Origin of the sequence: Mesorhizobium sp. B2-1-1, from assembly GCF_006442975.2 — a bacterium.
Classification (GTDB): Bacteria; Pseudomonadota; Alphaproteobacteria; order Rhizobiales; family Rhizobiaceae; genus Mesorhizobium.
On record NZ_CP083954.1, the window covers coordinates 3,335,810 to 3,357,038 of the forward strand.

Genomic DNA, 21,229 nt, shown 5'->3' on the forward strand with positions numbered 1-21,229 from the left:
CGGATCGGCAGGGATGGCCAAAGGCATCGTCATCCGCGAGGCGCATTTCCCCGGCCGCGCCCCTATCGAGGCGTATGGCAATGGCGGCTTCCGCTTCGCCGACATGTCGCATCGCGGTTCGCTTCTGTGCCTGCCGTCGGGTATCCATGGCTGGGAGCCGGCGGACCCATCTGCGCTGACGGTGGCGGATTTCGAACGGCTGCTGGCCCAGGCCGAGAAGATCGAAATCCTGCTGGTCGGCACGGGCAAGGATTTACGACCCTTGCCGGCGGGGCTTCGCGCCGCCTTGAAGACCGCGGGCATAGCCGCCGACCCGATGGCGACCGGTGCAGCGGTGCGGACATATAATGTCCTGCTCGCAGAGGATCGCGCGGTAGCCGCCGCGCTGATCGCCGTCGACTGACGTGGACCAAAAGGGCGAAATCGTCATGGGCGCCGTGCGCGCCGCCGACCATGACCGCTATCTCAGCGCGCTCTACGCGCCGACGGACAAGCGCGAAGCGCTGTTTTCGCTCTACGCCTTCAATGCCGAAATCGCGGGCATTCGGGATCGCATCCGCGAGGCCTTGCCGGGCGAGGTGCGGTTGCAATGGTGGCGCGATGTCATCGCAGCCGAAGGGTCCGAGACGGGCCATCCGATCGCGGATGTGCTGAAGGCCACGATTTCCAGGTACGGCCTGCCGAAACAGGCATTCGAGAATATGCTCGAGGCCCGCATCTTCGACCTCTATGACGACCCGATGCCGTCGCGAACCGATCTCGAAGGCTATTGCGGCGAAACGGCAGCCGCGCTTATTCAACTGGCGGCAATGGTGCTGGATCCAGGAGTGGCGCCACGTTTCGCCGAACTGGCCGGTAGGGCCGGTTGCGCGCAGGCGATTACGGGACTGTTGCTCCTGCTGCCGCTGCACCGCAGTCGCGGACAGTGTTTTGTTCCGGCCGATATCCTGGCCGCGGCGGGTTCGTCTCCGGAGGAATTCGTCACCGACGATGGTGGACCAGGTGCGCAGCGCGCCGTCGCCGCCATGATCGCGCTGGCGCGGGAGCATCTCTCGGTCTTCGAGAAAGGCGCATCGGATTTGCCGGCTTCACTGCGCCCGGCCTTTCTGCCGCTGGTCCTGTCGCGAGCCTACCTGACGAAAATGGAACGCGGTTCGCCGCTCGACGGCACGGTGCGACTCTCGACCATGCGCCGCCACTGGCTCATGCTGCGTCGCGCCATGGTGGGCTGGCCAGCAGTTTGACGTAAACGTCAATTGTGCTAAGGGATCGCTCAACCGGGAACTGTTGCCAAGACAACAGGCCGGCTGGAGGAGATGCCTGTCCATGAGCCTGCCCGTGCTGGTCGTGATCGTCGTATTCGGCATCGCGTTGTCGGTCGCCGCCGTTCATTTCACCGGCGGCAGCCGCAAGGCCAGGCTGGCCGATGCAGAGCAGGCGCGAGAGCGTTTTGCCGAGGATTTTCCGGATGAACCGGCGGCCGCCATCCACCTCACATCCGATGGCCGAACCGCGTTCCTGGAACTCGGGCGAGGGCGCCTTGGCATCGTCCATGCCATCGGAGATCGTTTCCTGACGCGTATCATCACGCCGCGCGATGTATTGGCGCGGAGTGACGATGGTGCCGGGACGATTGCGCTGCGCCTTGCCGATTTCACCTGGAAAGGCGGTCACTTCACCTTCGCTAACGCTGCCGACGCGCACGCTGTGCTAAGAGTTCTTCAGCCGCAGCATCCTAGTTCGACCAAGGAGGCCGCGTGATGGGCGATTACAATTTCCCGCAGGTTACCCAGCTCGCCATCCCGTTCTTCGTTGCCGCCATCCTGATCGAGCTGTGGCTGGTGCGCACCGGCCGGGCCAAGGGCTCGTTCGAGACGCACGACACGCTGACCAGCCTGATGATGGGCACCGGCAATGTCGTCGCCGGGCTGCTACTGGGCGTCGTCTCCTACTGGGCGCTGCTGTGGCTCTGGCAGTTCCGTTTCTTCAACCTCGGCCTGTCGATCTGGGTGTTCCTGGCGGCCTTCCTGCTCGATGATTTGCGCTACTACATCTACCACCGCATCGCGCATCGGGTGCGCTGGGTGTGGGCCGAGCACGTCAACCACCATTCCAGCCAGCACTACAATCTGTCGACGGCACTCAGGCAGAGCTGGACGGGCCTGTTCACCTTCATGTTCGTGCTGCAGGCGCCGCTGGTGCTGCTCGGCTTCCATCCGGCGGTGATTGCCTTCACCTTCGGCTTCAACCTTATCTGGCAGTTCTGGATCCACACCGAGACGATCGGCAAGATGTGGGGCTGGTTCGAATTCGTCTTCAACACGCCCTCGCACCACCGCGTCCACCACGCCACCAATCCGCGCTACCTTGACGCCAACTACGCCGGCACGTTGATCATCTGGGACCGCATGTTCGGCACCTTCGTCGAGGAGTTGGAAGAGGACCGCCCGCGCTACGGCATCGTGAAAAATCTTGGCACCTTCAATCCGCTGAAAGTGGCTTTCCACGAATGGATCGGCATGTTCAGGGATGCCTTCGCACCTGATCTGACCCTGAGCGACCGCCTGAACTACCTGATCAAGCCGCCCGGCTGGAGCCATGACGGCTCGCGCGAAACTTCCGAGAGCCTGAAAGCAGCCTATGTCAGGCGAAATCCGGGTGAGGCCGGGAAGCCCGGGCTGCGACCGGCGCGTGCCGAGCCGGCCGAGTAGCTATTTCGTAGCCCTTTCTAGGAAAGGCCGCTCGATCCGCGATCTCGCATCAATGTCTCGTAGTCGCGGCCACTGTAGAAGATGTTGACGATGCGAATGATGTCGCTCTCGATTAGATAGGCTATGACGGCGGAGTGCTCGAACGGAACGGTTCGCAGTCCCGGCACGATGTCGTCGCGCAGGCGACCGCTACGAGGTGCGTTGCCGATGTTTGGCAACGGTCTTCAATTCGAAGCACGAATCTCAGCGCCGCGTTGGGGCTTCCGCCCGACTCAACTATGTATCTGAAAATGTTGGTAAGATCGTCTCTGGCACTTTCGCGATACTCGACCTCAAGCCGCCGAATCATCAATGCGGCTCGAATGTTGTTCAGCGAATTTCTTAAGCTGGTCGCGAACCTCTTTTCCGGAAAGGTTCGGCCTTGTGTCCTCAATCGAAGATTTTACCCGCGCCCGGATCGACGCCATGCGCTCGGCATGCTCGTCCTCTTCGCGCTGGAAAGCGCGGAGCGCGGCGCGAATGACTTCGCTCGCCGAGCCGAAGGAACCGTCCTCGACTTTTTCGCGGATCATGCGCGCCATGGCGGGCGTGACGGTGACGGACAGTTTCTCGGCTGGTTCCAAGCGATGACTCCCATGATCGAGCGAGTAGGATACTATCCTACTTTCCGCGGCAAGCCAATCTGAAAGGCTATTCCGCCGCTTGAGCTTGCGCCGGCAGTCCCAGCCATCGCCGGCAATCACCCAGCGCACGCGACGTAATCGCATGCCGCTTGGCGACCGTCTTGTCCTTGCCGCGCAGTTTGCCTTCGATCTTCACCGCCTCGACAGGCGGGAACAGGCCGAAATTGACGTTCATCGGCTGGAAAGAGCGCTTTCCCGGCTCGTCGTCTGAAACGATGTGTCCGCCGGTGATGTGGTTGAGCAGCGCTCCGAACGCCGTGGTGAGTGGCGGCAGCGACGGCGCGTGGCCGAGCCGCTCGGCAGCGGCGAAGCGGCCGGCGAGCAGGCCGATGGCGGCGCTTTCAACATAGCCTTCGCAACCGGTGATCTGGCCGGCGAAACGCAGGCCCGGGCGCGACTTCAGCTGCAGCGAGGCGTCGAGCAAGGTCGGCGAGTTGATGTAGGTGTTGCGATGCAGGCCGCCGAGGCGGGCGAATTCGGCGTTCTCCAGACCAGGAATCGTGCGGAAAATGCGCACCTGCTCGGCATGCTTCAATTTGGTCTGAAAGCCGACCATGTTGTAGAGCGTGCCCAGCGCATTGTCCTGCCGCAGTTGCACGACGGCGTAGGCCTTGACGGTTGGATTGTGCGCATTGGTGAGGCCCATCGGCTTCATCGGCCCGTAGCGCAGCGTCTCGACGCCACGCTCGGCCATGATCTCGATCGGCAGGCAGCCGTCGAAATAGGGCGTGCCTTCCCATTGCTTGAATTCTGTTTTCTGGCCCTCCACCAGTGCCTGCACGAAGGCAAGATACTGGTCCTTGTCCAAGGGACAGTTGATGTAGTCCTTGCCGGTGCCGCCGGGCCCGACCTTGTCGTAGCGCGACTGGAACCAGCAGGTGTCCATGTCGATCGTGTCGAAATGAATGATCGGCGCGATCGCGTCGAAGAAGGCGAGCGCATCGGCGCCCGTCGCTTCGGCAATCGACTGTGCGAGCGAGGGTGCGGTCAGCGGGCCGGTGGCGATGATGGCCTGGTCCCATTCGACCGGCGGCAAGCCGGGTACTTCCTCGCGCTGGATGGAGATCAGCGGATGGGCCTCGATCCTGGCCGTCACCGCGTCGGAAAATCCGTCGCGGTCCACGGCCAGCGCCCCGCCGGCCGGCACCTGGTTGGCGTCGCCGGCGCTCATGATCAGCGAGCCGGCCAGCCGCATTTCGGCATGCAAAAGACCGACGGCGTTGTTCTCGGCGTCGTCGGAGCGGAAAGAATTGGAGCAAACGAGTTCGGCCAAGCCGTCGGTCTTGTGCGCCTCTGTGCCGCGAACGGGCCGCATTTCGTGCAGCACAACGGGAACGCCGGCTTGGGCTGCCTGCCATGCTGCTTCGGATCCGGCGAGGCCACCGCCGATGATGTGAATAGGTTTTTTGCTCATGAGCGCCGGAATAATCGGTTGGCGGGACGATTGCAATTGCCGCACCTGGAACATGCCGCGGCGGCGAAGGCGAAGGCTGCCCTGAAAACAACAACACCCGCCGGGGGAGGAGGTCCGGCGGGTGTCGTTTTGGGGGTCGACCCTCGGGAGGAGGTGAAGGCCGACCGTATTCGTCATCGCCGGGGAGGAGGTCGGCTTTGACGAAATTCCTTTCGCCGTTTGAAAAGGGGCGAAGCCTCTGGAGCAAAATTCGTTTTGCTCCGGGGAAACAACGCCCGCCGCGGGAGGAGGTGCGGCGGGCGCCGTTTGGGTGGCCAACCTTCGGGAGGAGGTGAAGGTCGGGCCTATCCGTCATCGCCGGGGAGGAGGTCGGCTTTGACGAAATTCTTTTCGCCATTTTGAAGAGGGGCGAAGCCTCTGGAGCAAAACTCGTTTTGCTCCGGGAAACAACGCCCGCCGCGGGAGGAGGTGCGGCGGGCGCCGTTTTGGTGGTCAACCCTTGGGAGGAGGTAAGGGGTGACCGTATTCGTCAGGATCGGGGAGGAGGTCGACCCTGGCGAAATTCCGTTGTTAGATCGCCTGGCGGGCGATGATCTTGATTTCGTCGCGGACGATGCCGAGATCATGCAGCTGGCGGTTGGAAAGGCGACCCAGCTCGGTAACCGTCTCGCGATAAACGCGCCAGTTACGATAGTTGCGGATCAGGTTCATTGTCATGCTCTTCTCAAAACTGGTTCGGACCATTCGCGGTCCGAAGGATTAGACCGCCTTGCGAGCGACGTAAGGAATGTCGCTGCGGCTGATGCCGAGGTCGGTCAGTTCACGGTTGCTCAGGCGGCTCAGCTCGGAAACGGTGTCCCGGTAGCGGCGCCAGTTGCGGTAGTTGCGGATCAGGTTCATGGTATTTCTCGTTTCGTCTTTTCTTGCGGATCATTCCGTTTGTGTACAAACCATAAATAGGCGGGCCCATATCGATTTAAAAGCGCTATGGCTGCATGGCAGCAATGCAAATTGTGCAATGCAACATTAACAAGCCTTCGCGGACCTGACACAAAGAAGCCAGAATCAGAAAGTGCCGTGACGTCAACGGTTTGGCAGCTCCAGCTGAAAAACCGACCAAGCAGCAGGGGGAAGCATGGCGGGCTACGCGACACGGGTCAGGTCGGACATTGCGCGATGGCTTGAGGCCGGACTGATCGACGCCCCGACGGCCGATGCATTGCGGCGCGACGTCGAGATCAACGCGCGCCAGTCGTTGAGCTTCGGTTCGATCCTGGCGATGATGGCGGCGCTGCTGTTCGGCGCGGCCATCCTGATCTTCGTCGCCGCCAACTGGGAAGCCATCCCGCGGCTGGCGCGCGTTGCCGCGCTCTTTGCCGTCATCCTTGGCGGCTATGTCGGCGGTGCAGTGCTGAAAACCCGCGACCACGCGGCGATCGGCGAGGCGTTGTGGATCGTGGCGGCGGCGGCTTTCGGCGGTTCGATCGCGCTGATCGGCCAGATGTACCATCTGTCGGGCGACGAGGCCTCGGCCTTGATCGCCTGGGGCGCCGGCACCGTGTTGGCGGCGGTGGCGCTGCGGTCCAACCCGCTGACCGTCGCCGCGGTCGGCATCGCCGACGCCTGGCTGCTCCTGAAAGGGTTCGACTATTTCAATCGCAGCGAATTTCCGCATCTCTTCCTCGTCATGGCGGCTGTGCTGTTTGCCGTCTCGTTCTGGACCCGCAGCCAGGCGGCGCGGCACCTGATCATCCTGTCGCTGCTTTTCTACCTTGTGCTGGTCGCCGTGGATCACGAGACGCTGCCGGTGGCGATCCCGCTGGTCATCGTATCGGTATTGTTGTTCGTGGCTTCCGTCTTCGCGCCGGAACCGGTCGACCGGATCGTGCAGCTTGGCGGCCGCTTGCCGCTGCATGCTCTGCTTGGCTTCCTCACTGGACTGGCCATCATCCAGTTCGAACTGGCCGGCGAAAGCAGCTACGACAGAGGCTTCGCCATTGCTTCGGTCGTCGCGCTGGCCGGCATTGTTGCCGCCATTGTGCTCGCGGGGCGCGAGAGCCATGGCCTGCGCTGGCTTGCCTATCTCGGCTTCGCCTTCGAACTCGCCATGATCTATGTCGTGACCCTGCAGTCGATGCTCGACACCGCCGGCTTCTTCCTTGCCGCGGCGGTGCTGCTTGGCATCCTGGCGATCGTCATCATCCGCGTGGAGAAACGCATGAAGGATCCGGCCACCGGAGGAGCCACGGCATGATGACCGGAAAGAGGCTCGTCATCTCGGCGCTGGTACTGGCGCTCGTCCAGATCGGCTTCCTGGGTTGGATCATCGCCGGCCGGGCGGCGATCCTGCGCAGCGGCAAGGAAGTGCTGCTGAAGATCGAGCCTGTCGATCCGCGCGACCTGCTGCGCGGCGACCATATCATCCTCGGCTACGACATCTCGCGCATACCGGTGAAGATGATCGCCAACATCCCGGCCGGAAAACTTTCCAGCGACGACACCTCGATCGTCGTCCGTCTGAAGAAGAACGCCGACGGCTACTGGACGCCGAGCGCCGCGTGGTTCGGCGCGGCGCCGACACCGACCGGCGCCGACGAGGCCGACATTCGCGGTCATGTCGCCGGAGGCTGGGATCTTCGCGGCGAGGGACTGACGATCGCGCCGGATTACGGCATCGAACGGTTCTACCTGCCGGAAGGCTCGGGGATGGCAATTCAGAACGATATGCGGGTACGCCCGTTCGGGATCCGTCTTGCACTGGCCAGCGACGGCACCGCCCAGATCAAGGCGCTGGTGGACGGCGACAAGACGCTGTTTCAGGAGCCTCTATATTAAGGTGTGCAGGGGTGGGCTGCCATCCATAGCTTGAACGGGGAGGGCGATGCGGCCTCGAAGGCTCAAGCCTTGGAAGCTTACGTCTAATCGACCTCAGGGGCGTCCTTTACGGCGCTAGCGTCTCGCCACTGGATTGTGTTGCGTGGTAGGTATATTCTCAACGCTGGCGGTGGCATTCAGAAAGATGGAAAGCCCATGGCGACCGGGTACTTGGATCACCAGTTGGAGTGTCCTTTTTGCGGCACGATAAGGCTGCGGATTCCTGCCGATGCCGAACCTTCGACGGGCATCCGGTGCGACGACTGCGGTCAGTATCTTGGCACATGGGACGAATTGCAGGATGATTTCCAGCGCCAAGGCGGTAACGATGGCATCTTCCGCCTCGACAAGGGACGTATCAAGAAGCTCGCCTAGGCAGTGTCCTGATTTCCTGCCAGCGCCTGTGCGCTAGTGGACTATCCGATGCCATGCCGGCAGTGGTGCGCGTGAAGGGACTCGAACCCCCAAGCCTTGCGGCGGCAGGACCTAAACCTGCTGTGTCTACCAGTTCCACCACACGCGCCTCGGGCGGGCTGTAGCAGAGCCTCGGCGGCCTTGTCGAGGTCTTGGGAGTGAGGTGGAATACCGCATCGTCCTTTGAATATCGCGGCAGCCGCCAGCCCCGACCTGAGGGTCTGGCAATTCCTTCACGCCCGCACGGTCCGGCGATCCCATTAGCCATCATTCTGTCAATGTCAGGGCCGAAATGATGGTTATTCGCCTAAACGCGAAGATGGTTGAAAATTGGCCTCGCCTGTGACAAAAGGCGTGTCGAATGTGACGGGACGCGACGATCCGCTTCTGCAAAATGTGATAAGAAGTAGGAAAAACAAAGACTTATTCACATTTTGGAACGCAGTTTGGAAGAGTTTGAGCCGTATTTCAGGTCAAATCGCCAGGTTCCGTACCAAAAGCCATTCCCGGCAAGATTACACCGGCAGGCTGTGAACGGCAGAGAGCCGTTTGGCAGCCTCATTGGTGAAAACAAAGGTTTTACGATGCAGGTCACCGAAACACTCAATTCCGGTCTCAAGCGCGAGATCAAGATCACCGTGCCGGCTGGTGACATGGAAGCCAAGCTGATGGCGCGGCTGACGGACGCCAGGAATAAGGTTCGCATCAACGGCTTCCGTCCCGGCAAGGTGCCGGTGCAGCACCTGCGCAAGGTCTATGGCAAGTCGTTCATGGCCGAAGTGGTCAACGAGATCCTCAACGATTCGACCCGGTCGATCATTTCGGGCCGCGGCGAAAAAGCCGCCATGCAGCCCGAAGTCATCATGACCGAGGACGAGAAGGAAGCAGAGAAGATCCTGGCCGGCGGCGCCGACTTCGAATTCCGCCTTAACTACGAGATCATCCCGCCCATCGAGATCAAGGATTTTTCCGACATCAAGGTGACGCGCCAGGTGTTCGACGTCCCTGACGCGGAGATCGACGAGCAGGTCAAGCGCGTCGCCGAATCGGCGCGCAGCTACGAGCCGAAGACCGGCAAGGCGGCCGAAGGCGACCGCGTCACGATCGACTATGTCGGCAAGATCGACGGCGAGGCCTTTGCCGGCGGCGCCGGCACGGATCAGCCGCTGGTGCTTGGCTCCAAGGAATTCATTCCGGGCTTCGAGGATCAGCTCATCGGCGCCAAGGCCGGCGATGAAAAGCAGGTCACCGTGACCTTCCCGGAAAACTACCAGGCGGCGCATCTGGCCGGCAAGGAAGCGACTTTCGACGTCACGGTCAAAGAAGTGTCCAAGCCGGGCGAACTCGAAATCAACGATGAGACCGCCAAGAACCTCGGCCTGGAATCGCTGGAGCGCCTGCGCGATGTGGTGCGTGGCCAGATCGAGAGCCAGTTCGGCTCGATGACGCGCCAGAAGGTCAAGCGCCAGCTGCTCGACCAGCTTGACGCGGCTTACTCGTTCGAGGCGCCTTCGAGGCTTGTCGAGGCCGAGTTCAACAACATCTGGGCGCAGGTCAACCGCGATCTGGAAGCGGCCGGCCGCACCTTCGCCGATGAAGAGACGACCGAGGAAGAAGCGCGCGCCGAATATATGCGGCTCGCCGAGCGCCGCGTGCGCCTTGGTCTTGTGCTGGCCGAGATCGGCGAGAAGGCCGGGGTCACCGTGTCGGACGAGGAATTGCAGCGCGGCCTGTTCGAGCAGGTTCGTCGCTTCCCGGCCAACCAGCAGCAGGAAGCCTTCGAGTTCTACCGCAACAATCCCGAGGCGCTGAATGCGCTGCGCGCGCCGATGTTCGAGGAGAAGGTGGTCGATCACCTGCTCGGGCAGATCTCGGTTACCGACGTCAAGGTCAGCAAGGAAGAGCTGATGGCCGACGACGAGGAAGCCGAGACGGCGACCAAGGCGAAGCCGGCGAAGAAGGCCGCGTCGAAGAAGACTGAAGACAAGAAGAGCGACGACGCGGAAGAGCCGAAGAAGAAGGCCGCGCCGAAGAAAAAGGCCGCCAAGGACGCCGAGTAAATCCCGAGTTGATGGAACTGACGAAGGCCGCCCCTCGAGGCGGCCTTTTTCGTTGCGAAACTGCAACAGCCAATCCGTTTCGCGGACGGTGACCATTGTCGATACCAAGCATTGATCACTATCTGCGCTCCTGCTGCAAACCACAGGGTTGTTGGAGGGGCGGTTGAGCCTATTCTTCGAAACGCGACGCGTCGTCGCCTTGGCGATCGTCCTGGCCTTTGCCTGCGATTTCGCCCAGGCCGATGCCGGCACCTGGCGCATCGGCACGGACGATGACGGCCTTGTCACGGCTTCGGTCCATGCCACCAACAAGCTGATCACCGGCGGTGGCGCCCTGAGCTATAGCCCGATCCTGACCATCGCCTGCCGCCCGGACAGCCAACCGCGCTGGACCGAATGGTTGCAATTGAACGACACCGTCTCGGCCAATCGCAAGATCACCATGTCGGTCACCGTCGACGGCGACAACAAGTTCGACGAGAGCTGGTTGGTCGGCCCGCGCGGCCGCATGCTGGTGCGCGATGGCGCCGACGGCATAAAGCGCCTTACCGCCGCGAACCGGCTCCAGCTTTCGTGGCGCTTCGGGCTGCTGTCGGGGCGGGGCCACGCCGATTTCGATCTGACCGGATTTGATGAAGCGGTCAGCCAGCTCGCCGGCAGCTGCAACACTGCTATGCCTTGATCCGCTGCGGACAACCTAAACCTTTGTAGGTCGACCTCTTCTACCTGCCGGCCAGATTCCGTGGTATATAGAGGCCGCAATTTCATATGGGAGAAGTGGACAATCTGTTCTGCCGTACAAGGCGCTTCGCTGGCGATGCTGGCTTATACCAGATCGTCTCAGGCGCATTTGACGATCAGGGAGGAAAAAGTCATGCGCTTAGCCGCATTTTTCGCCGTCGTGTTTGTTGCAACCTTCGTCGCCAATCCATCGCAGGCTCAGGATACTGCGGCTGGCGAGAAGGTCTTCGCCAAATGCAAGGCCTGCCACATTGCGGACGAGGACAAGAACAAGATCGGTCCATCGCTGCACGGCGTCATCGGCCGCACTGCCGGTACGCATCCCGGTTTCAAATATTCCGACGCCATGATTGCGGCCGGCAAATCCGGCGTCAAATGGGACGAACCAACACTGATGACCTATCTTCACGATCCCAAGGCTATGGTCAAAGGCACCAAGATGGCGTTTCCCGGCCTCAAGAACGATGCAGACGTGACCAACGTCATCGCCTATTTGAAAACGTTCTCCAAGTGACTTTCTCCTCCGCCATGCGTCTATCCTCTCGTTCGCCGTGATCTCGTCCGAACCCGAAGGGGCCGCGTAAGCAAAAACCGGGTTTCAATTTCGCTCACGCGTGCCTTCGGTTCGGGATCATGGCCTAGGTTTCTTGCTTCCATCGGTCTGAGATGTCGACTAGGGAAAGCCGCCTCAAGGATATCGTCATCCGCCTTCCGGAAGCGACGGCGGGTGATTTCTTCGCGCTTTTAAAACCGCGGGTCATGGCGCTTGCCGTATTCACTGCTTTCGTGGGCCTAATGACGGCGCCTGGCCCGACGAATCCGGTCATCGCGGTGATCGCCATCAGTGCGATTGCGATGGGAGCAGGCGCGGCCGGGGCGCTCAACATGTGGTACGACGCGGACATAGATGCGTTGATGTCTCGCACGTCCAAGCGGCCAATCCCGTCGGGCCGCGTCGCGCCAGGCGAAGCCCTCGGCTTCGGTCTGGTGCTTTCCGCACTTTCGGTGACGGTGCTCGGCGTGCTGGTGGGGTGGCTTGCCGCATCGCTGCTGGCATTCACCATCTTCTTCTACGTCGTCATCTATACGATCTGGCTGAAACGCTCGACACCGCAGAACATCGTCATAGGTGGCGCGGCAGGCGCTCTTCCTCCGGTGATCGGGTGGGCTGCTGCCACCGGCGCCATCGGCATTGAAAGCATCATTCTGTTCCTGATCATTTTCCTCTGGACACCACCGCATTTCTGGGCGCTAGCCCTGTTCAAGGTCGGAGAGTACGCCGCGGCGGGCGTCCCCATGATGCCGAACGTGGCTGGCCAACCCTCGACCAGAAAGCAAATCTTGGCCTATTCGCTGGTTCTGGCGCCAATCGGCGTGCTTCCCTGGGCCTTTGGATTCGCGAGCGGATATTACGGGACTGTCTCGACCGTCTTGGGTGCGGGATTCGTCTGGCGCGCCTGCAAGGTGCTCACCATCCCCGACAAGGAGATGAAGCAAGCAAAGGCGTTGTTTTCTTATTCGATTTTCTACCTGTTCGCGATCTTTGCAACGTTACTTGCCGACACTACTGTAATGCGTACGATCGCATCAGCTGGCCGTTGACGCCGGCGCAAAACATTACGTCGGCAGTGCGCAAAAACCCAGCAGCAGCAGAACAACGACGCCAAGGCCGAGTATGAGAACTGTCCTTCCGTCCATGACCCTTCACCTTCGACTTGAGGAGAATATCGAAGAAAGGCGTCCAGAGCTAGCCAGGCGACCGGGCCTTCTTACCCAACCTTCTTACAAAGCGCGACAAGTCGCTCGCATGAGAGTATATTGATCCTGGTGCAGGTCGCGGTTTGCGTGGCCAGTCATGCAGAACGGCAGCACCGTGAAACCGCGGCCTTACCAGACCTGTCTGGAGGAATGGTCATGGCAAGCTTTCACGTCATAGCAGGCGCCAGCGAGACGCTGGAGCACACCAGAATTCGCAAGATCGGTGTCACCGACCTTTTCGATGCGCTCAGGCGCGGCGTCGACGATTTCATGGTCAAACCGTCGCACATCATTTTTCTCTGCCTGATCTACCCGCTTGCGGGGGTCGTGCTTGCAGTCTGGACATCAGGCAATAACACGCTCCCATTGTTGTTTCCGCTCGTGTCCGGATTTGCGCTAATTGGTCCATTCGCCGCAATCGGCCTCTATGAGATCAGCCGGCGACGGGAAGCCGGGCTAGACGCCTCATGGAGGGCCGCCTTCGAGGTCAGGAATTCTCCGGCGCTGCCAGCCATCGCCGCGGTTGCGATCATGCTGCTTGCAATCTTCATCGCCTGGCTTTTGACTGCGCAGGCGTTTTACCAACACCTGTTCGGCCCCGCCCCACCGCAATCCTTCTCCAGCTTCATCAATGACATATTCGCCACAGGACGCGGCTGGACGCTCATCATCCTGGGGCACGCCATCGGCTTCGTCTTCGCTGCGATCGTGCTGTGCACGACGGTCGTCGCCTTCCCGTTGTTGCTCGAGCGAGATGTCGGCGCCTATGAAGCCATCCACACCTCGGTGCGCGTGGTGCTGGCGAACCCGATCGTGATGGCGGTATGGGGCCTGATTGTCGCCGTCGCCCTGATCATCGGCACGCTGCCAGTATTCGCGGGGTTGGCGATCGTGCTGCCGATCCTCGGTCACGCTACCTGGCATGTCTACCGCAAGGTCGTGGAACCGCCGCCGACGGCCGGACCGGCGCCTCGATGAACTCCCTGCCGCGCCGGCAAGGACCGGTGCGTGCAGGTTGATCAGAGCCCTTTCCGGCTTCAGTAAGCCGGATGGCTGAAGCGGGCCTGGTGGGCGCCCATAGTCAGGTTACGGAAATCCTTGCCGCTGACACGCACCAGCGTCCTGTGATCGCCGCCCTCGAAATAGATATCGGCGGCACTGCCAAGGCTTTCGTCAAGGACTACCGGCACATCGTAGGCCGCGCCGATCGGCGGAATGGCGCCGGTATCGCAATCGTCAAAGAGCGAAACCGCTTCATCTTCGGTGGCGAGTCCAAGACTCTTGTCCATGACCTTCTGCAACGCGCCGACCTCGATCCTATGTGTGCTGGGGACCACGGCCAGCGCATAACCCAGATCGTGGTGAACGAGCACCGATTTGGCCATTATGCTGCCGGGCACGTGCGCGGCTATAGCGGCCTGCCTGCTTGTGGCCGTGCGATGATGCGCGACAGTGTCGTAGGAAATCCCTTTCCGGTCGATATAGTCCTTCAGTTTGTTTGCGATTGTCATTTTGGGCGTCCCTTGCTGAGTTCGCGACGCAGGTCAAAACGCGGCAATCATTTCGCTTCCGTCGTTTCGGTATGAATAAAGATGGCCCAACCGTCGATTGTTTCAAGGCGAGGGTGGCGGCACCGGACCGCCCGCAGCATCGTCGGAATCCTGATCGGCCATCGACAAGGTCTGAACTCCGATTTGGCGTCAGGGCCCAGCCCCGAAAAACGCCATCCGGGTGAGAAGCGTGTAATCCGCTTCAAAGACCATCATCGCCACGAATACCAACACCAGCACGGGCGGCAGGATGATTGCGTATGTCAGCGCCAGCCGTTCCCAGGCCATGTGCATGAAAATGGCGACGATGAGCCCTGCCTTGAGGATCATGAAGATCAGGATCAGCGACCATCTGAGATAGCCGTGCAGACCGAAATAATCGATCAGATAGGAGCAGGTGCTGAGAATGAACAGCCATGCCCAGACCACCAGATAAAGCTTGATCGGGTGCTCCTGATGAACTTCTGCCGGGGGGGCGCCGGTCGTCGCCGCGTCATGAGTAGCGTGCAGCGTGTGTTGCCCGAGGCCGTTTGCGGTTGCTTCAGCCATATCTGCCTCTCACCAAAGATAGAAGAACGCGAAAATGAAGACCCAGACCAGGTCGACGAAATGCCAGTAGAGTCCCATGATCTCGACGTTCTCGTAGCGGCCCCTGCGGCTGGTAAAGAAGCCGGGCCGCCCAAAGTCAAAATCTCCACGCCACACCTTTCGCGCCACGATGATCAGGAAGATCACCCCGATTGTCACATGCGTGCCGTGGAAGCCGGTGATCATGAAAAAGGTTGACCCGAACTGGGCAGCGCCCCAGGGATTGCCCCAGGGCCGCACGCCTTCGGTGATCAGCTTGGTCCATTCGAAGGCTTGCATACCGACAAAGGTCGCACCGAGTGCTGCGGTCAGAAGCATCAGGATTGCCGTTTTGCGGCGGTCGCGGCGATAGCCGAAATTGACCGCCATGGCCATGGTTCCGCTGCTTGAGATCAGCACGAAAGTCATGATGGCAATAAGGATCAGCGGAATATCCGAGCCGCCGATACGAAGCGCAAAGACCTCGCTGGGATTGGGCCACGGCACGCGTGTCGAAATGCGCGCGGTCATATAGGAGAGCAGAAAGCAGCCGAAGATGAAGGTGTCGCTGAGCAGGAAGATCCACATCATGGCCTTGCCCCATGACACGTTCTTGAACGCCCGCTGATCCGAGGACCAGTCGGCGGCGATGCCTTGCCAGCCTGCGGGCCGCGGCTCTGTCTGAGCGATATGCGTGAGTGTCTCTGCCATCCGCCCGTTCCTCCTACGTCAGTAACCCCCGGCAAATATCGATGAAAGTCGCGGCCCAGCCGGCCAGAAGCGCGAAGATGGCAAGCCAGACGAAAAGCAGGAAATGCCAATACATGGCGCACAGCTCGACGCTGAGGCGAAGCCGCGCCGGCCTTGCCCCGTTCCAAGCGCCGACGGTTGTTCTGCCCAGGCCCACCAGTCCGCCCAGTATGTGCAGGCCATGCATTCCGGTAAGCAGGTAGAAGAAACTGTTGGCCGGATTGGAAGCCAGAAAGTAGCCATCGGCAGACAGCTCGCGCCAGGCCATAAACTGTCCAATCAGGAAGGAGAGCGCCGTAAACCCGGCGGTGGCAAGGCCGAGCTTAACCATGTCCATTTGACCCTTACGCGCCGCGAGCGAGGCGCATTGCAGCGCAATGCTGCTGAGGACCAGCATGCCGGTGTTGAACCAGAGCAGCCGCGGCAGCGGCAGCGCCTGCCAGTCCGACAGCGCCATGCGCATGAAGTAGGCGCTGGTGATCAGCGCGAACAGACAGCCGACGACCGCCAGGAAGACGCCGAGGCCGATCTTGGCGGTCGGTAGCGCCGATCCTTCCATACCAACAAAATCCCCGGCCATACCTTGCTCGAGCCATGGCTTGGTCATCAGCCGCTGGTGGGAAAGCCACCATCCGGCAAAACCGGCGATCACGAGCATGAAGACCAGAATGACGCTCATGCCGGCTCCTTGGAGGGACCGAAGGAGCCCGGTACGTTTTGCGGGATAAAGTCCTCCTTGGCGCCCGGTACGCTGTAGTCATAGGCCCAGCGATAGACGATCGGTAGGTCTTTGCCGAAATTGCCATGGGCCGGTGGTGTTTGCGGCGTCTGCCATTCGAGGGTCGTGGCCCGCCACGGGTTGCCGCCGGCCTCGCGGCCATGACGGATGCTCCAGATCAGATTGAACAGGAACACAATCTGGGCAAAGCCGACGATGAACGCCATGATGCTGATGAACGAGTTCAGATGGTGGGCCGATTCTGTCATCACCGTCATATCGGTCAGTTCATTGTAACGCCTGGGCACGCCCATCAGTCCGAGGTAGTGCATGGGAAAGAAAATCAGGTAGGCGCCGAGGAAGGTGACCCAGAAATGGAACCGGCCCAGCGCCTCGTTCAGCATCCGGCCGGTGACCTTCGGATACCAGTGGTAGATCGCACCGAAGATCACGATGATCGGCGCGACCCCCATGACCATATGGAAATGGGCAACGACGAACATCGTGTCCGACAGCGGGACGTCGACCACGACATTGCCAAGGAACAGCCCGGTCAACCCGCCATTGACGAAGGTGACGATGAAAGCCAGGGCAAATAGCATCGGTATGGTGAGGTGGATGTCGCCGCGCCACAACGTCAGCACCCAATTGTAGACCTTGATGGCGGTCGGAACCGCGATGATCAATGTCGTGGTGGCGAAGAAGAAACCGAAATAGGGATGCATGCCGCTGACATACATGTGGTGCGCCCAGACGACGAAGCTCAGCGCACCGATGCCGACGATGGCCCAGACCATCATGCGATAGCCAAAGATGTTCTTGCGCGCATGGGTGCTGATCAGGTCCGACACGATGCCGAAGGCCGGAAGGGCCACGATGTAGACTTCGGGATGGCCGAAGAACCAGAACAGATGCTGAAACAGGATCGGGCTGCCGCCATTATGCTGTAATTGCTCGCCCATTTCGACGATCGCCGGCATGAAGAAGCTGGTGCCGAGCGTCCGATCAAGCAGCATCATCACACAGGCGACGAATAGCGCCGGGAAGGCGAGCAGAGCCATGACGGTCGCGGTAAAGATGCCCCAGACAGTCAGCGGCAGACGCATCAGCGTCATGCCGCGCGTGCGGCCCTGCAACACCGTCACGACATAGTTCAGCCCGCCCATGGTGAAGCCGATGATGAACAGGATCAGTGAGACGAGCATCAGGATGATGCCCCAGTCCTGGCCCCCCGGTGTGCCGGTCATGATTGCCTGCGGCGGGTACAGCGTCCAGCCGGCCCCCGTCGGTCCGCCAGGCGCAAAGAAGCTCGACACCAAAACCAGCACGGCAAGCAGGTAGATCCAGTAGCTCAGCATGTTGACATAGGGAAAGACCATGTCGCGAGCCCCCACCATCAATGGGATCAGGTAGTTGCCGAAACCGCCGAGGAAGAGCGCCGTGAGCAGATAGATCACCATGATCATGCCGTGCATGGTGATGAACTGGTAGTAGGCTTCAGGCGTGATGAAGTCGAAGGTGCCGGGAAAGCCGAGTTGCAGCCGCATCAGCCAGGACAGCACCAGGGCGACCAGGCCAATTCCCGTTGCCGTCGCCGAATACTGGATGGCAATGACCTTGGCGTCCTGCGAGAAGACGTATTTCGTCCACCAACTGTGCGGATGATACAGTTCGACTTCCGCGACTTCGGCCGGCGGGATGGCATCTGCAGGGGTAATATCGACCATAGGAACACCTCCGTGTCCTTTTTAGCGAGACCCGACGGTTTCGAGCTTTGCTGCAATCCTCGAACTTGACACCGTCGTTGGACCCGGCGCCTGGCTTGCCGAGCCCGTCTGCTGGGGCGCCGACAATTGCGCAAACGTCTGTTGCTGGCCAAGCCACGCCAGATAATCCTCCTGCGTATCGACCATCACCACACCGTGCATCATCGGATGTCCTTGGCCGCAGAGTTCAGCGCACAGGACCTGGAAGGTTCCGGTTTTCGTTGGGGTGAACCAGAAGTAGGTGACCGAGCCCGGGATCATGTCCATTTTCGCGCGGAATTCCGGCACATAGAAATCATGCAGCACGTCGATCGAGCGAAGTAACATCTTGACCGGCTTGCCAACCGGCAGATGCAGATCGGCCGCTTCGACCACGACATCGTCCTGGCCATTGGAATCGCTGGTGATCACGCCCAACGGATTGTCAGCGGTGACGCCGCGGGTGTCGGATGTGCCGAGCTTGCCGTCCTTGCCGGGCAGGCGGAAACTCCATTGCCATTGCTGGCCGACAACTTCGACCACGGTTGCGTCGCTCGGAACGTTGACGAACCGGTTCCAGACGAACAGGCCGGGAACCAGCAAAGCCGTTACGCCGACCGCGGTGACAACCGTCAGCCAGGATTCGAGCCGCCTGTTCTCCGGTTCATACGCCGCCTGATTGCCTTCCCGATGACGGAAGCGGAAGACGCAATAGGCCATGAACAAAACCACGGCGGCAAAGACGACGCCGGTGATCCAGAAAGTTATGATGATGGTGTTGTCGATATAGTCCCAGTTCGAGGCAATCGGCGTCCACCACCATGGGCTCAGGAGGTGGAACAGCACCGAGCCCACAACTATCAAAACGAGTACAAGCGCGAAGGCCATGTCCCGTTCCTCCCGGCATTCCAGGGGCGCGAAGCCGTCTCCGGAAATGCCAAGTGCATCATAGCTTGATTTGGGGTCGCAATTCTAGAGCCGACTGTCTTGACGGGAAAAATCCCGCCTTGCCTGCGCCAACCCTTCGAGAGGAGCCGTCCATCACACACGGGGACGCGTTCGTCCGGCTGATGCGCCTGCGCCGGATCGTTTGGGCGAAGTCGACGGTGGGGTGTGCCAAGCCACGTCGGCAGGCCGAATTCGATCTTCGCGCCGACGAAGTTTCGTTTGTGCTATTTCAGCAGGCCGACCAGAACGTCGAAGGCGGCGTCGATGTCGGCGCGGACCGCGGCCTTGACCGCTTCCGCGTCCCGGTCGCGCAACGCAGCGAACATCTCCTGATGGTGCGTATTGGCGGTCGAATAGTTTCCGGAATCGTGCAGCATGTTGAAATAAGGACTGATCTGCAGCCACAAGTTCTCGATGATGTTGAGAATGTTCTCGGAGCCGGCCGCCCGGTAGATGGAGAAATGAAAGGCGTAGTTGGCGCGCAGATAGGACTTGACGTCTCCCGCCGCATTGGCCTGTTCGAGCGCGTCCAGATGCTGGCGCAGCCGGGCGATAGCTTGGTCGTCCATACGCTCGGCCGCCCATGCGGCGGCGATCGCTTCGATCTCGAAGCGGACGTTTCTCAGATCGACGAGGCGTGTGCGGCTGAGTGCGGGAATGCCGATCGAGCGGCCTGAAACCACCATCAGCGCGTTGGCGGCGGTCAGCCGCCGCAGGGCCTCCCTGACCGGCATCGGACTGACGCCGAAAGCATCGGCAAGGCTTTGCACCGTTACCATCTCGCCCGGCACGATGCTGCCGTCGAGGATCAATTCGGTGACATGGCGATAGACCCTGTCCTGCAAGGTCTCCTTGGACAGGGGCGCGATCTCGACACCCGGCTTTCTGAACGCCGCTCCAGCCATCTCCCCTCAACCTTCCCGCGCAAGCTGCGCCATAACCCGTATCCGGAATGCAGGCTTCCGGCTGCGGCGTCAAGCACCCCGGCCGTCGCCTTGTCATGAGCATATTTCATCATTGATCTTTGATCAAATGGTGATACGGTTGCGATATCGGATGGCAAGGTCACGTCTCGTGCCCTTGGGAGGCATCCGATCGTTCGGATCGGGAGGAGTTTCATAATGGGTATCGGATTGAAAGCCCGGCGGCTTGCGCTGCTGGCCGGCATGGCTGCCTGTGCTTTTGGCATCTCCGCGGCCGAGGCCGCTGAAAAACACAAGATTTTTCTCAGCATGAGCTTCATCGGCAATGACTGGCAGGCCGAGGCGGCGAACATGGTCAAGGCGATGGCCTCGCACAAGAGCCTGGTCGACAAGGTCGACCTGCAGGTCCAGGTGGCCGGGCCGAATGCGCAGCGCCAGATCCAGCAGATCAACGCCATGGTGCAGGCGGGAGCGGAGGCGATCGTGATTTATCCGATCTCGCCGACGGCGCTGAACCAGGTCGTCAAGAACGCTTGCGAGAAGGGGGTCAAGGTCTTCGCCTACGACGCCGAGATCACCGAGCCATGCGCTTACAATGTCCATATCGACCAGGAGGAGGCTGGCAGGGTGACAGCCGAATGGCTGGCCAAGAAGCTCAACGGCAAGGGCAACATCATCGCCGTGACCGGCGTTCCCGGCACTTCGGTCGACGAGCTGCGCACCAAGGCCGCCAAGGCGGTGTTCGCCAAATATCCGGACATCAAGATTGTCGGCGAAGCGGTCGGCATGTGGAGCCAGGCGGTGGCACGCACCGAACTCTCCAAGATTCTCGCCACGCGCAGCTGGGACGACATTAACGGGCTGTGGATGCAGGTAGGCTGCTTCACCGCCAATTCGATGCAGCTCGAGGCGGGCAGGAAGGCCAGCCAGCTTCTGCCTTGCGCCGGTGAAGGCTCCAATGGCGGCCGCATCCAGATGCTGCCGGAAGGGACGGAGGTCGAGGGTGCTGCTTCTCCCTATGCACCGCTCGGCGCGCCGCGCATTTCGTATGCCTCGCCGCCTTATTCCGGCGCGCTCGCCTTGAAGCTCGCCATCGAGGCGATCGAGGGCAAGGATGTGCCGAAAGCGACAATCCTGCCGCTGCCGATCGTCACCAACGAGACGAGCAAGCTTTGCAACGAGGGCACCTGGGCCGAAATGAAGGCCGGATGCAACACCTTCAAACCGTCGCTGGTTTCCAACCCCGGCTGGTTCGCGTCGATCTTCTCCGACCAGACGCCCGAGATCGGCCTCAACGCGGCGCTCGTCGGCCAGCCCGAGGAGTAGGCTTCAGCAATCCGTGCGCGTGGGGCACTGTGGGCTCCACGCGCCCG

At 60.9% G+C, this 21,229-nt stretch carries 26 protein-coding genes and 1 tRNA gene; 13 read left to right on the forward strand and 14 right to left on the reverse strand.

From position 1 onward, the window contains the following. The first annotated feature begins 13 nt into the window (after positions 1-13). The 4 genes from FJ972_RS16280 (at position 14) to FJ972_RS16295 (ending at position 2,711) form a co-directional block, all read left to right on the forward strand. A complete protein-coding gene (locus FJ972_RS16280) occupies positions 14-403 on the forward strand; it encodes an Mth938-like domain-containing protein (protein WP_140495776.1) in 390 nt (129 codons plus the stop codon). Positions 404-428: 25 nt separating this feature from the next. Further along, positions 429-1,244, forward strand: coding sequence for a phytoene/squalene synthase family protein (locus FJ972_RS16285; RefSeq protein ID WP_140495880.1), 816 nt, complete (start codon positions 429-431; stop codon positions 1,242-1,244). An 82-nt stretch (positions 1,245-1,326) separates the two neighbouring features. Then, positions 1,327-1,761, forward strand: a complete 435-nt coding sequence (locus FJ972_RS16290) for a type II secretion system protein (protein ID WP_140521028.1) — start codon at positions 1,327-1,329, stop codon at positions 1,759-1,761. Next, positions 1,761-2,711 (forward strand): sterol desaturase family protein, encoded by a 951-nt coding sequence (locus FJ972_RS16295; RefSeq protein ID WP_181167414.1) that lies wholly within the window; start codon positions 1,761-1,763, stop codon positions 2,709-2,711. Before FJ972_RS16290 ends, FJ972_RS16295 begins: the two co-directional genes overlap by 1 nt. A gap of 17 nt (positions 2,712-2,728) precedes the next feature. Here the strand turns inward: FJ972_RS16295 and FJ972_RS30265 are convergent, their stop codons facing one another. The 6 genes from FJ972_RS30265 to FJ972_RS16320 form a co-directional block, all read right to left on the reverse strand. Next, entirely contained in the window at positions 2,729-2,929 is a 201-nt protein-coding gene (locus FJ972_RS30265; RefSeq protein WP_319023017.1) for a type II toxin-antitoxin system RelE/ParE family toxin, read from the reverse strand. Next, entirely contained in the window at positions 2,833-3,060 is a 228-nt protein-coding gene (locus tag FJ972_RS16300) for a type II toxin-antitoxin system RelE/ParE family toxin (protein WP_318012665.1), read from the reverse strand. The genes FJ972_RS30265 and FJ972_RS16300 overlap by 97 nt, the downstream gene beginning before the upstream one ends. After that, positions 3,044-3,334, reverse strand: coding sequence for a type II toxin-antitoxin system ParD family antitoxin (locus FJ972_RS16305; RefSeq protein ID WP_140521258.1), 291 nt, complete (start codon positions 3,332-3,334; stop codon positions 3,044-3,046). The genes FJ972_RS16300 and FJ972_RS16305 overlap by 17 nt, the downstream gene beginning before the upstream one ends. A gap of 67 nt (positions 3,335-3,401) precedes the next feature. Further along, on the reverse strand, positions 3,402-4,808 hold the full coding sequence (trmFO, locus tag FJ972_RS16310; RefSeq protein WP_140521027.1) for a methylenetetrahydrofolate--tRNA-(uracil(54)-C(5))-methyltransferase (FADH(2)-oxidizing) TrmFO: 1,407 nt from the start codon (positions 4,806-4,808) through the stop codon (positions 3,402-3,404). Positions 4,809-5,378: 570 nt separating this feature from the next. After that, positions 5,379-5,519, reverse strand: coding sequence for a DUF1127 domain-containing protein (locus tag FJ972_RS16315; RefSeq protein WP_013531314.1), 141 nt, complete (start codon positions 5,517-5,519; stop codon positions 5,379-5,381). A 48-nt stretch (positions 5,520-5,567) separates the two neighbouring features. Then, positions 5,568-5,708, reverse strand: a complete 141-nt coding sequence (locus FJ972_RS16320) for a DUF1127 domain-containing protein (RefSeq protein ID WP_013531315.1) — start codon at positions 5,706-5,708, stop codon at positions 5,568-5,570. A gap of 235 nt (positions 5,709-5,943) precedes the next feature. Between FJ972_RS16320 and FJ972_RS16325 the strand changes: the two genes are divergently transcribed. The 3 genes from FJ972_RS16325 to FJ972_RS16335 all read left to right on the forward strand — a co-directional run bounded on the left by FJ972_RS16325 (position 5,944) and on the right by FJ972_RS16335 (position 8,057). Next, positions 5,944-7,062, forward strand: a complete 1,119-nt coding sequence (locus tag FJ972_RS16325; RefSeq protein ID WP_140521026.1) for a DUF2157 domain-containing protein — start codon at positions 5,944-5,946, stop codon at positions 7,060-7,062. After that, entirely contained in the window at positions 7,059-7,643 is a 585-nt protein-coding gene (locus tag FJ972_RS16330; protein ID WP_140521025.1) for a GDYXXLXY domain-containing protein, read from the forward strand. Before FJ972_RS16325 ends, FJ972_RS16330 begins: the two co-directional genes overlap by 4 nt. A 195-nt stretch (positions 7,644-7,838) precedes the next feature. After that, positions 7,839-8,057, forward strand: a complete 219-nt coding sequence (locus FJ972_RS16335; protein ID WP_140495784.1) for a hypothetical protein — start codon at positions 7,839-7,841, stop codon at positions 8,055-8,057. Positions 8,058-8,120: 63 nt separating this feature from the next. Here FJ972_RS16335 and FJ972_RS16340 read toward each other — a convergent pair. After that, positions 8,121-8,205, reverse strand: a tRNA-Leu gene (locus FJ972_RS16340). A gap of 475 nt (positions 8,206-8,680) precedes the next feature. Between FJ972_RS16340 and tig the strand changes: the two genes are divergently transcribed. The 5 genes from tig to FJ972_RS16365 all read left to right on the forward strand — a co-directional run bounded on the left by tig (position 8,681) and on the right by FJ972_RS16365 (position 13,633). After that, positions 8,681-10,156, forward strand: coding sequence for a trigger factor (gene tig / locus FJ972_RS16345; RefSeq protein WP_140495785.1), 1,476 nt, complete (start codon positions 8,681-8,683; stop codon positions 10,154-10,156). A gap of 163 nt (positions 10,157-10,319) precedes the next feature. Further along, a complete protein-coding gene (locus FJ972_RS16350) occupies positions 10,320-10,838 on the forward strand; it encodes a hypothetical protein (RefSeq protein WP_140495786.1) in 519 nt (172 codons plus the stop codon). A gap of 192 nt (positions 10,839-11,030) precedes the next feature. Next, positions 11,031-11,411: a c-type cytochrome gene (locus FJ972_RS16355; RefSeq protein ID WP_140521024.1), complete on the forward strand. Its 381-nt coding sequence runs from the start codon at positions 11,031-11,033 to the stop codon at positions 11,409-11,411. Positions 11,412-11,563: 152 nt separating this feature from the next. Next, positions 11,564-12,499: a heme o synthase gene (locus tag FJ972_RS16360; protein WP_140521023.1), complete on the forward strand. Its 936-nt coding sequence runs from the start codon at positions 11,564-11,566 to the stop codon at positions 12,497-12,499. Positions 12,500-12,811: 312 nt separating this feature from the next. Further along, positions 12,812-13,633, forward strand: coding sequence for a DUF2189 domain-containing protein (locus tag FJ972_RS16365; RefSeq protein ID WP_140495789.1), 822 nt, complete (start codon positions 12,812-12,814; stop codon positions 13,631-13,633). A 59-nt stretch (positions 13,634-13,692) separates the two neighbouring features. Here the strand turns inward: FJ972_RS16365 and FJ972_RS16370 are convergent, their stop codons facing one another. The 7 genes from FJ972_RS16370 to FJ972_RS16400 all read right to left on the reverse strand — a co-directional run bounded on the left by FJ972_RS16370 (position 13,693) and on the right by FJ972_RS16400 (position 19,838). Next, on the reverse strand, positions 13,693-14,166 hold the full coding sequence (locus tag FJ972_RS16370) for an aminoacyl-tRNA deacylase (protein ID WP_140521022.1): 474 nt from the start codon (positions 14,164-14,166) through the stop codon (positions 13,693-13,695). 189 nt (positions 14,167-14,355) lie between these two features. Continuing rightward, positions 14,356-14,754 carry a cytochrome C oxidase subunit IV family protein gene (locus tag FJ972_RS16375; RefSeq protein ID WP_140495791.1) on the reverse strand — a complete coding sequence of 133 codons (399 nt, stop codon included), beginning with the start codon at positions 14,752-14,754 and terminating at the stop codon, positions 14,356-14,358. Positions 14,755-14,763: 9 nt separating this feature from the next. Continuing rightward, a complete protein-coding gene (locus FJ972_RS16380) occupies positions 14,764-15,483 on the reverse strand; it encodes a heme-copper oxidase subunit III family protein (RefSeq protein WP_140495792.1) in 720 nt (239 codons plus the stop codon). A gap of 13 nt (positions 15,484-15,496) precedes the next feature. Beyond that, positions 15,497-16,201, reverse strand: coding sequence for a cytochrome c oxidase subunit 3 (locus FJ972_RS16385; RefSeq protein WP_140495793.1), 705 nt, complete (start codon positions 16,199-16,201; stop codon positions 15,497-15,499). Further along, the gene (gene ctaD, locus FJ972_RS16390; protein ID WP_140495794.1) at positions 16,198-17,967 is read right to left on the reverse strand and encodes a cytochrome c oxidase subunit I; all 1,770 of its coding nucleotides are present in this window, start codon (positions 17,965-17,967) and stop codon (positions 16,198-16,200) included. The genes FJ972_RS16385 and ctaD overlap by 4 nt, the downstream gene beginning before the upstream one ends. 21 nt (positions 17,968-17,988) lie before the next feature. Beyond that, on the reverse strand, positions 17,989-18,873 hold the full coding sequence (gene coxB / locus FJ972_RS16395) for a cytochrome c oxidase subunit II (protein WP_140521021.1): 885 nt from the start codon (positions 18,871-18,873) through the stop codon (positions 17,989-17,991). 284 nt (positions 18,874-19,157) lie between these two features. After that, positions 19,158-19,838, reverse strand: coding sequence for a GntR family transcriptional regulator (locus FJ972_RS16400; protein WP_140521020.1), 681 nt, complete (start codon positions 19,836-19,838; stop codon positions 19,158-19,160). A 216-nt stretch (positions 19,839-20,054) separates the two neighbouring features. Between FJ972_RS16400 and FJ972_RS16405 the strand changes: the two genes are divergently transcribed. Beyond that, complete coding sequence (locus FJ972_RS16405) at positions 20,055-21,182, forward strand: sugar ABC transporter substrate-binding protein (RefSeq protein ID WP_140495797.1); 1,128 nt, start codon at positions 20,055-20,057, stop codon at positions 21,180-21,182. Positions 21,183-21,229: the final 47 nt, after the last annotated feature.